A 13,885-nucleotide genomic window follows, 5' to 3' on the forward strand; every position below is an offset into this window, starting at 1 on the left:
GAGGTCTATGAACGAGCAGGGAGCTGTGTTAGGATCAACACCATAGAAGGTTCAGTGACTGTTCATATGGCGGCACCTGCGGGTAAGGTTTGGGATCTGATCGCGGATGTCCGCAACACCGGGCGGTTCTCCCCAGAGGTTTTTGAAGCTGAGTGGCTGGGTGATGCGACAGGCCCAGCTCTCGGCGCCAAATTCCGTGGTCATGTCCGGCGAAATGAAATAGGACCAGTGTACTGGACGACGTGCAAGGTAACTGCGTGCGAACCCGGCCGTGAGTTCGGCTTCGCGGTCCTGCTGGGCGATAAACCGGTAAACAATTGGCACTACCGATTGATGTCGTCTGGCGACGCCACGGACGTGACCGAGTCATTTCGGCTCAGCCCTTCGCCATTAGTTACCGTGTATTGGTTGTTGGGCGGATTTCTGCGAAAACGCCGCAACATTCGTGACATGACCAAGACGCTGCAGCGCATCAAAGATGTGGTGGAGGTGGGCTGACGTTCCTCCTGGCAGCAAGTAGCGTCCGCTGGATTGATCGGCTCAAGGCCCCAACGCGGAGTTGGTTCGAATAGCAGCGCCACACTCGTACCTATACTGATGCCAAAACGGCAGTGCAGTGTAGGAATTGGAGTGAACTGATACAGAACCCAGTTAGTCAGAGTAACCGGAGTTGCTGCGGTTATCACAGCCGACGTCTCGACATGCGCGGAAATCGAGACGATGCCCCAACGAACCACACGTCTGGACCCTCGACGGCAACACTTACTCGACGCGTTCGCCGCATACAGCCAGGATCAAATCTTATCGGATGATTAATTATCTGCGAGAACGGCAATCAAGTCCAGGTTATTGGGCTGTTCGGTGGCGACAGGGCTATTCTTCAGTGGGTACAAGACCCACAACGTCGACGGGTCCACCGGCAGCTTCTGGGCAAATGGGATGAGAGACGCAGTCGAGAAAATTTGCTGCATCCGTTGCGAGCACCCTCATTGCTGGCTATTGAACCACCCGACCACACCTAGCTACTGCAAGACGGTGCCTGTTCACGCCCAGAGCAGTCGCTGCTCTATGCGATCGGGTTGAGCAAACCACATTGATCAACTCTCCTACCAACATAATGTTCTTGACATCGTCGACCGGTATTGTTTGCAACTTCCGGTCGCGGTGATCAACGACATCTTGAGAGTACCCGATCGCAACCAAAGCCGCATTCTTGAATTCAGCAAGCTGGCCACGCCTGGCTTGGACGCTAGGCTAACATGGCGACAGTACCAGCGAGCACAACGAGGGATCGCAAGTTTCAAAGTCTGGCTTGCTAAACACTTACAGCAGCATAGCCCAAGCGATGATTTAATGAGTTAACTGATCCGTGAGGACAAAAATTTTCCTACCGAAACACATCTCGAGAGAAGCGAACTTCAGACAATCATTGTGCTGGGGTTGGTTGTCGGGTTCGAAACCACAGTGAAACTGTTAGACAACAGTATTCGCATGTTGCTGGATATGTGTAAGCAGACGGAGACACTACGTGCGCATCCCCAGGTATAATCCAACGTGGCCGCGGAGATCCCTGCGACTAGATTCGCCGGTTCAAACGACCGCTCGTATAGCGCGCAAGGACGTCGAGTCGGCGGGATAGGACGATCAAGTGTGACTAGCTGGTGGTGCTCTATTTGGCCGCCGCTAACCGGGACCTTCCGTCGCTCCGGATCCAGATCGGTTTGACGTCGAGCGTCCCAATGCCAGAAGACACCTCGCATTTTCCGGTGGCAGAAACTTGCGTTTGGGAACTGCTCTCGCCCGTGCTGAGGGTGAAGTCGGACTGCGAAAGCTCTTCGATCGCTTCCCCGAGGTAAGGGCAGTGAGCAGTAATGTAGTCATAGATAAACGTCGGTGCGAAGACCGCACTCTGAAAAGAGTACCGGGATATGGTGAATATGGCAGCTCAGGCACCATCAACCTGGCTAGCGAACCTCGTCGGAGCCGACACGTCTTTGGTGTTCGACGCGGACAAGCCTGATCTAAACCGTTTTAACTGTTGCGGACCCTTCAAGGAGATTTTCAGGATATGGCAAAATACCTATGCGAAATACAGCAACCCCAGCCATGACCTACTCGCGAGTAGCCGCTAACATTCCTTGTTCGAAGACGCTAGGCTCGACCTACTAACTAAAGAAAAGACTGGTTCAGTCTACAGTTATGGGGACAACTCATAATCAACCAGACCGATGCAGATTTCGAGGGACTCTACAAGTGAGTCCGAGCAGGGACATTCCCTGGGAGAGCGGTGGTCCGCAACCGGTGGTGCAGCAGCTGATAGCCTTCGGCGGATTGTGCGGCGAGGTCCTCGACCAGGGTATCGGGCCGGGCATTACACCATCCACTATGCGTCGAAAGACTATTTCGACCACAGTGGTCAATAAGACATTTTACTACGTGTTCCTCGACGACGAAGAGGCCCAGAACCCACTATGTGCGGGCCCTGCACCTCGCCCCTAAGCCACCAGCACGGCTAGTCATGTTCAAATTCGGATGCTACAACGTCAACAACGTGCAGTGAGAAGGGGTGTCATCCGACAAACCTATATGGCTTGTTTCGGGCCCAAAACCCGAATCCACATGGAGAACATAAGCTCCAACCCAGCGTGGGCAAGACGGATGAAGTGGCTGCAAGATCAACTTACCGTCTTTGGATCACTGCTAAATGGCTTCTGTGTACACATTCCGATCTGGGCTGTCATGGCAACCCGCATCGATCGACGAGAGAGCGATGTCGCGGATGGTCTAACAGCGCATGCATACAGCACATCCCAGTGCTGTACAGGCCGCGTTCAATGGACACATCGCGCGGCTAGCTTGGTTGCGCTCACAACTTGAAGCTTATCAGATCCACCAACTGCGAGCTCTACTCACCTATACGTGGAAGCGCTCACCATTTAACACCCGGCAGGTAAAGGCGCTTGACTTATCGTGCGCGTCAGTCGACGACTTAGCGTCGCTGTCAATCATGACCAAACGCGACACTCAAGAGCAGTGGGACACTAGCGTCACTGCGCCTCATATCGATCGTGACCGTGCTGAACACGTTCCCATTCAACAGCAATGGTTTTCGTAAACTGCAGCAGATCAGCGGATATTCAGCTCCGGTGACTGCAGTGAGGTGCGTAGTGTCTACGTGTGGGATTGACAGTTCTTTATCTTGACGGGATGCTTGTCCTGAAGACATCTAAGCGCGCTAAGAGTGTTGCGGAACAAGGGTTGTTGGCACTGCGCTGCTTGCCCGCTCTTGTGGCCGGCGTCCCACTGCACGCCAACACCCCGCTGCTCGATTTACCGATTGCTCTGGGGTACGCAAAGAAGGTCATGATCGCCGCGGGTGCACTATTTGACGAAGTGGCTCACCACGGTGACATCCATGCAACCCACCCACCGCGTGGGCTATCCAACAGTACAAGGGTGCCTTGCGCACGCGGCCCATAACCGGCGATCTCGGAATCAAGCCGGTGCGGATCAACACCGACTCCAAGCCACTTCTCGACGAAAACCGGCAGGCAATCCACGAAGCGTGGCGTGCACCGACCCATGGCCTAAGGGTTCAACTAAAATTAGCGTATCGGCCGTCGGCTGCGGACGGGATCACGGACTGCACATATGCGAGTACAGGGTAGTCCTCGAGCGTATCGACAACAGCCGGCAGGCCGGTCGGCCCCGACGAGCCGACAGCCCGCATGCTCACTACCGGACTACGTAACTGAACGTTCCCGTTTATTCGCTACGACCTCGGCGATCAAGCCACGTCGCTGAATGGCAAGTGCGTATGCGGCAGCGCGTTCACGCAGATTGCCGATATCGTTGGGTGCCGCGACGAAGACTTCTGCTACGGAGCAACGACGGTGCCGGCGATCGTGTTCCGGCACGTCCCGGGCACCGATTCCGGAGTATACAAATATACGATTGCTCAGCCCACCGCCGAAACCGACATTGTCGTCTTAGGCGATCCAGAACTAGACGTTTTATCGTCGTCAGTAACTGCCGAACTGCGTCGGCATGGCTTGTCGGAGAGGATGATCCAGATTCAGACGGCCCGGAGTCTACACCGCCACCAGAACAGCGGTAAGCTGCGACAGTTTATCTCTTAGGCAATGAGGTAGACGTGGGCGGCGTTGTCGCGGGCGAGAAGGTAGACGGTACGCATGACATCAGCGTCATTCCAATCGCCGTCCTCGGCAAAACTGTGCAGTACCTGGTGAATACCGTTGCGCCACTAAGCTGTGCCCAGAAAGTGGAATTCCACCGGCCTGAATTCGTCCGACGAGCACAGGATCTTGTGAAACGGCGTCATCTCAAGCAGTCAGGCGATGCATGCCGGTGTCCGAGCTCCTAGGTCATTCACACTTAGCCCGCCATCGAGATAGACATTCCGGACACCGCCAGTATCGCACCACTGTCTTGCGGACTCGGCAACTTGCGATGCCGATGGCTTGGTCAACGTGGTCCAATAGACCAGGACCGACTTAGCGGCAACCGCGGTAGCCTCGGCGCCGGTGCAGGATCTCCTCAAACGCCGACACGTAATCGCCGGAAATCTACGCAGCCTGCTCGGCTACCTGCTCGAGACGAATCACCTCGTGCACATAACCTCCAGACAGTGCCTGCAGATCAAAAACATCGGCTGCACCCTCACTGATTCCAGTGTCGACCAGCCAGTCGCTCACTCCGGCAGCTGGCAAAAACAGTCGAGCCAACTCGACTGCACTGAACTGGCGACGGCGATCCCGGTATGACGGTGGATCAACATATTAAGGAAGATCAAGGATGGGTCCGCAATGAGTGCACGCGGCTAGTCTGAGCTGCAAATCAAACCCAGAATCGAACTTCACAAGCGGTTTCGATGTCCGCCTCATTGAGAGCATTTTCGAATTGTCGCCGATCCCCTGCGGTCAATCAGCAGTGGTTGATGCGCTAACCGATCAACGCCATTTCGCCGACGTGTTGCGCCAGGGCCGACAAATCAGACACCACAACAGCCCCGTCGTGGACTCCAGGCCATCCGGAACTTGTCCGTCAGCTTGTCAGTGCTCAGGAGCATGTAGAGCTCCTGCCCTAAACGGCGAACCGCAACTGCCGGATCGACAGGAATACCTCACAGAATCTATGAGTTATCAAGTACAGCAATTGATTCAGCCTGTGCTTTGGACAGCCTCAGAATATCGGCGCGGGGGCGATCCAAATCGGAGAGCTTTGCGGGGTCAACGGTAGTTTGCAGCGGCAATACCGCGTTGTGCTTGATGCCGTCGAGCGCCAGACTGAGGATGTTCGTCTACGCAAAATACGGGTTCGCCGAAGGATCGACAACTTTCACCTCGACATTGCCACCGTGTGAATCACTAGTGCCTCCCTTGACGAATCGCACTGCTGCCTTGCGGTTCTCGATTCCTTAGCACATATAGACACCGGCCCAATTGTAGGGGCATGTCCGCAGTCCGGACACGATCGATCCGCACGGAATACCCGGGGTCTCCACCAACCTGGCAACACTCCAGCCATAGTGCTATCGTCCACCGGTGTCGTACTTTCCACACCTGTCCTGTTGGGCAAACAGTGGACTTTCCGATGTGACCAGCAAGAAATACAGGTGGGCACGGAAGTATACACCGCCGGTGAAGGGCGTTGGCGGCAGACTAACACGCAGTCCGTGGCGGTGGACCACCCGGCTGATGATGAGCCGGTGCAGTGCCAATTGGTCGGCAGCGGCTACCAGTGCGAGCGGTGCCAACGAGATCGTGAATTGTTTGACGCCGTATTCGGGATGAAAATTTTCTCGATCCCGATACCGAAGGCTGCTGCCGCGCTGATGACATTGCGGATCAACGCCTCGTGTTCGAGTACACTGGCAGGATTGCACTGTACCCATCCCGCCGACAGAAGCTAGTCATCTGTCGGGAGCGACCAGTAGAGATTCGATTTCGTGGCCGATCACCGCGTCTATACCGCCAGCGACGAGCGTAGCTTAAACCCGGCTCAGCGACCCGGCGACTGCACGCAGAAACAGGCGCGCCATCCTGCTCGAAGAACGCGACGGAGACCCGGCCAACCCGTCCCGTCATCAATGATGCGCAGTGCCAATAGGTCGATGCTTAGACATCAATCGACATTATGCCGGTTCTGGCCCGTGGCAAATACATGCTACGACGGACTGGCACCTAAGCTGGGATCGACGAACGCATGAGCTCACCGTACCGGCACAGTTTCACGTCGACACGGCCGGCGCGGGTGGTTGAGCGAACGATCCAGCTTGCCGACTCAGTGCATTGCTACAATGAAGGATCCGCGACGAGCCTCAGCTGAGTTCCTCCTCTCGAGCTCGTTATGCGTGTCAGTGAACTAGTGAGTTGTCTCGACATGGTAACTCGGCGGCCGGGAGACGCATTGTGCCGAGTACAACTCCTCCCCCAGCTTGTCCATCAGCGCCAGCTGCGTTTCCAGGCAGTTGATATGTTCTTCCTCGTCAGCCACGACTTTCTCCAGCAGTACAGCGCTAGTGCTGTCCTGTTTTTCCCGGCACAGGACGATTCCGGGCTTAAGCCGGTTGACCACCTCGTATTCAACCGCCAGATCGGCCTCGAACTGTTCACGCAGCGTCTGACCAATACACAACGATCCGATGCGCTGATAGTTCGGCAGGCCATCTAACAGCAAAATACGATCGGTAATCGCCTCGGCGTGCCGCATTTCATTGAAGGACTCCGCACGAGTGTGCGCTGCCAATTCGGTAAAACCCCAGTTGTCTTGCATCTTCGAATGCAAGAAATACTGGTTGATAGCGGTGAGCTCACTGGTCAGTTGCTCGTTGAGCAAGCGCAAAACATCCGGATCACCTTGTATGAAAACTCCTAGGCGCAGGTAAAGGGCCATGTCGAACCACTGTCGATAGGCTAGACTGAGAGGGAAACCTGAAGTCTAGCTTAATTATAGCGAATAGCAGCCCTGTGCCGTGCCGGGTTTGGATCTAGTGAAACAGATACGGGCCAGCGCGTCGTTTGGCGCGCCATACACAGACGGCAATTCAATCGCAAATTGTTACTTAGGTTAGACTTCACTAATCTATTTAGATTAGACTCCCCTAACATGCGGCTTACTTGCCCGACGACGTCGCCCGGGATTCTGATGACGCAGGATGCGATGCGCGTGCATCCGGTGCAGGATATCACCTGCGGTCGGGGGATTTGCTGATGTACGTGTGTTTGTGTGTCGGTGCCACCAACCAGACTGTGTGCGACGTTGTCGCACGTGGTGCGTCGACCTCCAAAGAGGTCGCGGCTGCCTGTGGGGCGGGCAGCGACTGCGGGCGCTGCCGACATACACTGCGGGCGATCATCGCCACCTCAGCCCGACATGGAGCCCGACTCAACCCAGTCAGCTAAACCAAGTCGCGTAGAGGATTGGTAGAAATCCACCAAAAAGTTGCAGCGGTGGTCTGGGCACGCCTCAGCTCGGCGAAGTGAGCGTTTTCTTGCGCGGTCGCTGCTTGAGATTGGCCCGGCGGCAAGGATTTCGGCATATCATGCGGGCTTCCGAATCGCACACCCGCCAGATATAGCTCCATTTTAACCGTTGCTGTATACCGGCATCGCTACGATCAATGCCACAGCACGCCGCTCCTTGACCATCATCCGGTCGTATTCCTGCCAGTTATCACGACTGCCACCGGCGGCGGTGAGGACCTCCTTATAGCAAAAGCCGCAACTGGTCGATGTCGGCCAGCCACGACGGTGCGACATCGGGTCCGGCCAGCTCCACGCTGCCCTCGACGATCGTGCATTACCATCCGTTGCGGAAGGTGACGGTTAGACCAAAGAATTTTAGTGAGTTTGACCCTACTGTTAGGTAGTAAAATCTAGGGAGAGTTCTCCGCTAGCAACGGTACAGTAACAGGCGGATCATTGTACGAACGAGGTCTGCACGGTTCCATAAAAGCGAACGATAGACACTACGACCAGAACGCTTTCTGCAACGGCTAACACTGCAGTGTCGCGCAATGTTGTCACGCGGGTTTCTTAATACTTGAACGGCAGCCTGAACACATAGCGGCTAGCTGGGACGGTGTCGATACTTTGGTTGGCGACGAATGCCGTTGTGCTAGAAACTAGCCTGGCTAGCCGGTGCTGCAGGTCGTTGCCGTCGGCAACCCCGAAGAAAGCCTTCAAATCGGTGATCGCCTGCGTGGGGAACAACTTCTTCGGCGATGCCTGTGATTCGCGGTACTTGTGGGTGTAGAGTATGTATAATCCGATTCTTGAGTGTACCCCAATGTCGACTGCATCTCGACAACTACCGGTATGGAACCACGTTACCAACGGTCCAACCAAATCTTCTAGTCTAGGGTAATAGGCTGGCGTAGCAGCGCAATATTTTCTAAACTTGTTGTACAGGAAACTGATACGCACCGAGGTTGATCATAATCCGGGACCATAGCAATTTGAGTGCTGCCGCCGTCTGATCGCCATAGCATTGCTGGGTCCACAGACTCGCAACCCAACCAACGGCACCAACATTGTCAATGTCATTGAGTGAGTGCTGTCGCGGACGTTACTCGAGAACCCGGGAAGGCCTGGCTCCAATAGCGTAACAGTGACCGGACCTGCTGGCGGGGGCACCAAATCATCATCGGGCTCAGCCTGCATGAGCACGACGATTACCTTCTCCATACCGTCGCTCATACGACCAGCCGTCTGCTGCTAATCAGCTCACCGAATGATCCGAGCACTCTCCTGAGAGAATGCACCGCGACCGCCAGCAGAGCAAAACGTCAGACCTATCCGTCGTCCAGGGTAGGGGACCGCAAACTGCGCAAGTCCGAGCCAGCGTCGCGCGGACTCAACGAGCACAGCGCTCTGTGGGATCAGCGTCACCCCAATCCGCCGGTCACACATTGCACAGCTGTCGCCAACGACGCCGCGCGGGTGTTGGCTAGCTCGGCCTGCACTACCGATTTCCGACAGATCTCGAAGACTTAGTTGCGCAAGCAGTGCCCCTCATCCGACCGCAGCAGCAAACGCGTCTATCGCCTCGATCGCGACCTGGGTACATAGTAGTAACTGCTGACCCCGTGCCGTCACAAAAACCCGCCGGTTGGACCGTTCGATCAGCTGCCCACCAAATCCGGTATCCAACCCCGCTAACGTCTGTGACAACGTCGACTTCCTCACGCCGAGAAAGCTTGCCGCGGCGCTGAAGTAACGATTCTCTAACCACTGCAGACAAAAGCACGAACCCCAACGATGGTGGGCTAAACACTATTATTCAGTCATGTTGAATTTAGTATCGTGTGATACATCACCTTTACTTCAGGACGAGCTCAGGGCACTATACCAAGCTATGGTGTGGGGCAGGAAATCTAAATCCCCCAAGATTTTAAGGATTGGACATGTCATTGCTTTCAATTGGCCAACAGTTCCCCACCTACCAGCTCACCGCGCTGATCGGCGGTGACTTGTCAAAGGTTGACGCGCAGCAACCTGGTGACTACTTCACCACCGTTTCCAGTGACGACCACCCGGGTAAGTGGCGCGTAGTGTTCTTCTGGCCGAAGGACTTCACCTTTATCTGCCCGACTGAGATCGCAGCGTTCGGCAAGCTGAGCGAGGAGTTCAAAGACCGTGACGCGGAGATCCTAGGAGTTTCGATCGACAGCGAATTCGTACACTTCCAGTGGCGTGCCCAGCACGAAGACCTCAAGCGACTCCCCTTCCTGATGCTCTCGGACATCAAGCGGGAGCTTTCCGAGGCCACTGGGGCGCTCAACACCGATGGTGTCGCTGACCGCGTGACCTTTATTGTCGACCCTGACAACGAAATCCAGTTTGTTTCGGTCACTTCCGGTTCCGTGGGACGCAACGTCGACGAGGTACTACGAGTGCTCGATGCCCTGCAATCCGACGAGCTGTGTGCGTGTAACTGGCGCAAGGGCGACCCTACACTGAACGCCACTGAACTGCTCAAAGCGTCGGCCTGACCTGCAGGCCTGATTTCCAATTCTGATTGATTGGAAGACATGATGAGCATCGAGAGCCTCAAAGCTGCGCTGCCTGAGTACGCTAAAGACCTCAAGCTCAACCTAGATTCGATCACCCGCAGCACCGTGCTGAACGAGGAGCAGCTGTGGGGCACGCTACTGGCCAGCGCCGCGGCGACGCGGAACGCGCAAGTGCTTGCCCAGATTAGCACCGAGGCAGCCAACTATCTCTCGAGCGAGGCATACAACGCGGCGCTGGGAGCTGCGGCTATAATGGGCATGAACAATGTGTTCTACCGTAGCCGTGACTTTCTCGGTGGTCAGTATGACGATCTGCGTCCTGGGTTGCGGATGAACATCATCGGCAACCCAGGTGTCAACAAGACTGATTTCGAATTGTGGTCCTTTGCGGTGTCGTCAATCAACGGGTGTTCACACTGCGTTGTCGCCCATGAACACATGCTGCGTGAGGCGGGTGTGGATCGAGAAACGGTGTTGGAAGCGTTAAAGGTCTCCGCTATCGTTTCCGGTGTGGCACAGTCAATCGCCATCGCTAAGACACTGGCCGCGATCCACTAATAATCGCACCGTGAAAGCGTCTTAGTGGGTTCGGCATATGATCCTGGTGTCAGGTCTATCCGCTGGGCTTCGTAGTCGCCTTCCTCGCGTCGCTGTCACTCGGCGTGCCCGGACTGGGGGACATCGGCTGCGGCGGCTGGTCAGCGGGCTTAACCGCGCTATCGAACTGGGGGCATATGGGATTGCGTTGATGACGACCTCTGCCTCCGTCGCACATGGATACGGCATCATTGACCACTACCGTATCGATCCTAGGCCGGGTTATGATGCCAACTTCGACTAACTGGCCGTCGAGGTACACCACTGGGGACTACGCGTCTTGCTCGACAACATATTTAATCACGTAGACGTCAGCTGATTAAACATTATATCGCAACGCGCCACACAACCACGTATCGGCACACTGGCTTCAAGGACACTTGGGTCATTTCCATACGTTCGAAAGGAATCTCGACCTCGTTACCCTCAACCACAACCACCCCCGAGGTTGCCAGACTACGTCGTCCACGTCATGATGCACTGGTTGCGGCGTGGCGCTGAAGGCTGACAACTCGATGTGGCTTCATGCTGTACCGTAAGAATCCTGGACTACAACACTGCCAAAGGTCGGCGAGCTACATCCGGATGTGTGATTCGTCAGCGAGTTCATTCACGGTAATTACACAATGGTGGTCAGTCCCGCCGGATTTTCAATTCAGCCACCCAATGCGAGTTGTGGAAGGCGGTCGGGAGCAGCTTCAACGGTGGCAACTTTCTTCAAACTAGACTAGGCGCTGCAGTGACGCAACAGGCATCGGATGAGCTTTGCTGCCGCTGGCCTTCGTCGGAAACCACAATGTGACCCATATTGCCAGCCAGCTCGAACATCCTGAAAACCTAGCCCATGCGCTAGTCATCCTGCTAACCGCCGGGGTATACCCACGCTTATATGTTGTCGGCGACGAGTTCGGGTTTCGCGGTGTCCAGAAAAACGCCACGGCGGCGACGCGGTGCGTCAAGAGTCCCCCTCTCCCCCAGCGCAATTAAATTTATTTCGACGCCCAGGTACGGACGATAGACCACTATCTGATCGGGCTGAGTCGGCGTCACCCATGGCTGCACTCGGCATCAACTGAAGCTCTGCGGCTGAACAACTGACACTACAATCTATCAGGTCCGCAGTAGCCGAAATCTGCGGGATGCGCTACTAGTCACACTCAATGTGGACGACGAGCCGTTTCACCTAGTGCTTGCTAGGCTGGGCACCAAGCAAACACACGTTGTAGCTGGATCAGCGGCCCCGCCCCAAGAGGTTTTTAGCTCGGTGGCGGTCGAACCCCATGGCTGGTGGATCTTGCAGCCGGCATAGGATTTAGATTACCCAGGTGGGGTGAGTCAAACACTGCGAGGATGGAAAGCTATGATAATCAAGCGGCGGGTCCCTAAAGCCCACGACCTGGCCCCGCTGATCCAATTCAAACAGCCCGAGTTCAAAGTGACCAAGCGCCGCCTCGACGCTGCGCTGACCATTCAGGATCTGCGGCGCATCGCTAAACGGCGCACCCCAAAGGCCGCGTTCGACTATACCGATGGTGCCGCCGAGGACGAGCTGTCCATGGAACGCTCCCGACAAGCCTTCCGCGACATTGAGTTTCACCCTGCTATCTTGCATGACGTCACGAACGTGTGCACCGGATGGAATGTACTCGGGAATCCGGTTGTGTTGCCGTTCGGAATCGCACCAACTGGATTCACTCGGTTGATGCACACCGAAGGTGAGATCGCCGGCGCGCGGGCCGCAGCCGCAGCTGGGATCCCATTTTCGTTATCCACCCTGGCTACCTCTGCAATTGAAGACGTAGTGTGCGCTGTTCCACAGGGCCGCAAATGGTTTCAGTTGTACATGTGGCGCGATCGCGATCACTCGATGGCGCTGGTCAAGCGCGCAGCCGAAGCCGGATATGACACTCTGCTAATTACTGTCGACGTTCCAGTCGCCGGTGCACGGCTGCGTGACGCCCGCAACGGGATGTCCATCCCACCGGCGTTGACACTACGAACCATCCTCGGCGCGCTGCCGCACCCACGCTGGTGGTTTGATCTTTTGACCACCGAACCACTGGCATTCGCGTCATTGGATCGCTGGTCGGGAACTGTCGCCGAGTACTTAGACACCGTGTTTGATCCCAGCGTCACTTTTGACGATCTGGCGTGGATCAAAGCCCACTGGCCCGGCAAGCTGGTGGTGAAAGGAATCCAGACGCTCGACGACGCTCGCGCGGTTGTCGAACGCGGTGTCGATGGTGTCGTATTGTCCAATCACGGTGGGCGCCAACTTGATCGGGCACCGGTGCCCTTCCATTTGCTACCTACAGTGGCGCGTGACCTCGGCAAGGACACTGAGATACTGCTGGATACAGGGATTATGTCCGGTGCCGACATCGTGGCAGCGATTGCTCTGGGAGCCCGGTGCACACTGGTCGGGCGAGCTTACCTCTACGGGTTGATGGCCGGCGGTGAAGCGGGCGTCAAGCGGGCGATCGAAATCTTGGAAAGCGGAGTGATCCGCACGATGCGACTGCTGGGTGTAACGTGCCTAGAGGAGCTCGCACCCAAGCATGTGACACAGATGCGGCGACTGGGGCCCATTGAGGCTCAAGCATAACGTACTAGCGCAAGGCCCACAGAGCTCGCCAGGCCTCGTGTCGGTAGGTTCGGAACTAAGTACTGCCACGTAATTAGGTCGTCAACGTCACGGCATTTGCTACGTTGAACGAGCACGATCGTGTTGATCTAAAAAGGAAATAGCGCCAGGCTTGATACACGACGTCAACCGTGGATTTTAGCCCTTTGACCTAAATTGATTGTTTCCGGCCCATTTTCGAGAACCTGCTTCGGATCATCCTGGTCTCGATAGTGGCTACCACGGTAGTGTAGGCTTTGCTTCGCAAGATCGCCGTTAACTATACTCGTGAGCAGGATACACGGCAGTTCGAACGACTATTGGCCGAAACACTACACAAGGTAACCACAAAAGCTGACCAAACAGCGGACCGATGACTCTACAAACCCTTGACGAACCCGATCTGATTGGATGTTTTGACCGTGCGAGATTGATGTCCGAATCGACTGAACGCACCACAGTGCCTGGTGTCCGTTGTTGAAGCACCGAATGTTGCACGTTTGCCGTCGTGTAAGCGTCGGATATTGGACAATTTACAGTCATGGACGATTCATGGGATTTGAAATGGCAGGCTGTCCTCAAGCATCTTGTTGAGTGTTGTGTGGTTTTGTTTTATGTGGGGTGTGGTG

The 13,885-nt window shown here is 55.7% G+C and carries 12 protein-coding genes and 6 pseudogenes; 10 read left to right on the forward strand and 8 right to left on the reverse strand.

Translation table 11 applies throughout. The features are described 5' to 3' along the window. Window positions 1-42 precede the first annotated feature (42 nt). Window positions 43-498, forward strand: coding sequence for an SRPBCC family protein (locus MUBE_RS13335; RefSeq protein WP_116540901.1), 456 nt, complete (start codon window positions 43-45; stop codon window positions 496-498). Window positions 499-812: 314 nt separating this feature from the next. Here the strand turns inward: MUBE_RS13335 and MUBE_RS16100 are convergent, their stop codons facing one another. Beyond that, complete coding sequence (locus tag MUBE_RS16100) at window positions 813-971, reverse strand: hypothetical protein (RefSeq protein WP_165849869.1); 159 nt, start codon at window positions 969-971, stop codon at window positions 813-815. 1,303 nt (window positions 972-2,274) lie between these two features. On the opposite strand from MUBE_RS16100, the pseudogene MUBE_RS16440 reads away from it, so the two are divergent. The 3 genes and pseudogenes from MUBE_RS16440 to MUBE_RS18525 form a co-directional block, all read left to right on the forward strand. Further along, window positions 2,275-2,548 (forward strand): annotated as a pseudogene (locus MUBE_RS16440) (class I SAM-dependent methyltransferase); the annotation flags it as partial. Between the two features lie 659 nt (window positions 2,549-3,207). Next, entirely contained in the window at window positions 3,208-3,480 is a 273-nt protein-coding gene (locus MUBE_RS18520) for a hypothetical protein (protein WP_243633064.1), read from the forward strand. 413 nt (window positions 3,481-3,893) lie between these two features. Next, window positions 3,894-4,139: a hypothetical protein gene (locus tag MUBE_RS18525; protein ID WP_243633065.1), complete on the forward strand. Its 246-nt coding sequence runs from the start codon at window positions 3,894-3,896 to the stop codon at window positions 4,137-4,139. Here MUBE_RS18525 and MUBE_RS13355 read toward each other — a convergent pair. The 3 genes and pseudogenes from MUBE_RS13355 to bfr form a co-directional block, all read right to left on the reverse strand. After that, window positions 4,136-4,959: pseudogene (locus MUBE_RS13355) on the reverse strand (hypothetical protein). The gene MUBE_RS18525 and the pseudogene MUBE_RS13355 sit on opposite strands and share 4 nt — an antisense overlap. 361 nt (window positions 4,960-5,320) lie before the next feature. Continuing rightward, window positions 5,321-5,914: pseudogene (locus MUBE_RS19165) on the reverse strand (hypothetical protein). A 470-nt stretch (window positions 5,915-6,384) separates the two neighbouring features. Next, the gene (bfr, locus tag MUBE_RS13370; RefSeq protein ID WP_116540914.1) at window positions 6,385-6,885 is read right to left on the reverse strand and encodes a bacterioferritin; all 501 of its coding nucleotides are present in this window, start codon (window positions 6,883-6,885) and stop codon (window positions 6,385-6,387) included. A 347-nt stretch (window positions 6,886-7,232) separates the two neighbouring features. On the opposite strand from bfr, the gene MUBE_RS13375 reads away from it, so the two are divergent. Further along, on the forward strand, window positions 7,233-7,424 hold the full coding sequence (locus MUBE_RS13375) for a (2Fe-2S)-binding protein (protein WP_116540905.1): 192 nt from the start codon (window positions 7,233-7,235) through the stop codon (window positions 7,422-7,424). A gap of 183 nt (window positions 7,425-7,607) precedes the next feature. Here the strand turns inward: MUBE_RS13375 and MUBE_RS20550 are convergent, their stop codons facing one another. From MUBE_RS20550 to MUBE_RS13395, 4 genes and pseudogenes are all read right to left on the reverse strand, one after another. Next, a complete protein-coding gene (locus MUBE_RS20550; protein ID WP_243633066.1) occupies window positions 7,608-7,781 on the reverse strand; it encodes a hypothetical protein in 174 nt (57 codons plus the stop codon). A 276-nt stretch (window positions 7,782-8,057) separates the two neighbouring features. Further along, entirely contained in the window at window positions 8,058-8,369 is a 312-nt protein-coding gene (locus tag MUBE_RS20555) for a hypothetical protein (RefSeq protein ID WP_424399099.1), read from the reverse strand. A gap of 87 nt (window positions 8,370-8,456) precedes the next feature. Next, on the reverse strand, window positions 8,457-8,720 hold the full coding sequence (locus MUBE_RS20560; protein ID WP_424399100.1) for a hypothetical protein: 264 nt from the start codon (window positions 8,718-8,720) through the stop codon (window positions 8,457-8,459). Continuing rightward, window positions 8,717-9,283, reverse strand: a pseudogene (locus MUBE_RS13395) (LysR family transcriptional regulator). Before MUBE_RS13395 ends, MUBE_RS20560 begins: the two are co-directional and overlap by 4 nt. Window positions 9,284-9,427: 144 nt before the next feature. On the opposite strand from MUBE_RS13395, the gene MUBE_RS13400 reads away from it, so the two are divergent. The 5 genes and pseudogenes from MUBE_RS13400 to MUBE_RS20570 form a co-directional block, all read left to right on the forward strand. Next, complete coding sequence (locus MUBE_RS13400; protein WP_116540907.1) at window positions 9,428-10,015, forward strand: peroxiredoxin; 588 nt, start codon at window positions 9,428-9,430, stop codon at window positions 10,013-10,015. Window positions 10,016-10,057: 42 nt separating this feature from the next. Further along, window positions 10,058-10,594, forward strand: a complete 537-nt coding sequence (locus MUBE_RS13405; RefSeq protein WP_116540915.1) for an alkyl hydroperoxide reductase — start codon at window positions 10,058-10,060, stop codon at window positions 10,592-10,594. Between the two features lie 37 nt (window positions 10,595-10,631). Further along, window positions 10,632-11,942, forward strand: a pseudogene (locus tag MUBE_RS20565) (alpha-amylase family glycosyl hydrolase). A 51-nt stretch (window positions 11,943-11,993) separates the two neighbouring features. Next, on the forward strand, window positions 11,994-13,238 hold the full coding sequence (locus tag MUBE_RS13415) for an alpha-hydroxy acid oxidase (RefSeq protein ID WP_116540908.1): 1,245 nt from the start codon (window positions 11,994-11,996) through the stop codon (window positions 13,236-13,238). 272 nt (window positions 13,239-13,510) lie between these two features. After that, window positions 13,511-13,728, forward strand: a pseudogene (locus MUBE_RS20570) (hypothetical protein); the annotation flags it as partial. Window positions 13,729-13,885: the final 157 nt, after the last annotated feature.

The sequence above is a fragment of the Mycobacterium uberis genome (assembly GCF_003408705.1).
In the GTDB taxonomy this organism is placed as follows: Bacteria; Actinomycetota; Actinomycetes; order Mycobacteriales; family Mycobacteriaceae; genus Mycobacterium; species Mycobacterium uberis.

What these genes read in the sequence shown, in the direction of transcription:
- MUBE_RS16100 (WP_165849869.1), bottom strand. Translation starts at nt 971, where the DNA reads ATGCAGCAAATTTTCTCGACTGCGTCTCTCATCCCATTTGCCCAGAAG.
- MUBE_RS18520 (WP_243633064.1), top strand. Translation starts at nt 3,208, where the DNA reads ATGCTTGTCCTGAAGACATCTAAGCGCGCTAAGAGTGTTGCGGAACAA.
- MUBE_RS13375 (WP_116540905.1), top strand. Translation starts at nt 7,233, where the DNA reads ATGTACGTGTGTTTGTGTGTCGGTGCCACCAACCAGACTGTGTGCGAC.
- MUBE_RS20550 (WP_243633066.1), bottom strand. Translation starts at nt 7,781, where the DNA reads ATGTCGCACCGTCGTGGCTGGCCGACATCGACCAGTTGCGGCTTTTGC.
- MUBE_RS20560 (WP_424399100.1), bottom strand. Translation starts at nt 8,720, where the DNA reads ATGAGCGACGGTATGGAGAAGGTAATCGTCGTGCTCATGCAGGCTGAG.
- MUBE_RS13400 (WP_116540907.1), top strand. Translation starts at nt 9,428, where the DNA reads ATGTCATTGCTTTCAATTGGCCAACAGTTCCCCACCTACCAGCTCACC.
- MUBE_RS13405 (WP_116540915.1), top strand. Translation starts at nt 10,058, where the DNA reads ATGAGCATCGAGAGCCTCAAAGCTGCGCTGCCTGAGTACGCTAAAGAC.
- MUBE_RS13415 (WP_116540908.1), top strand. Translation starts at nt 11,994, where the DNA reads ATGATAATCAAGCGGCGGGTCCCTAAAGCCCACGACCTGGCCCCGCTG.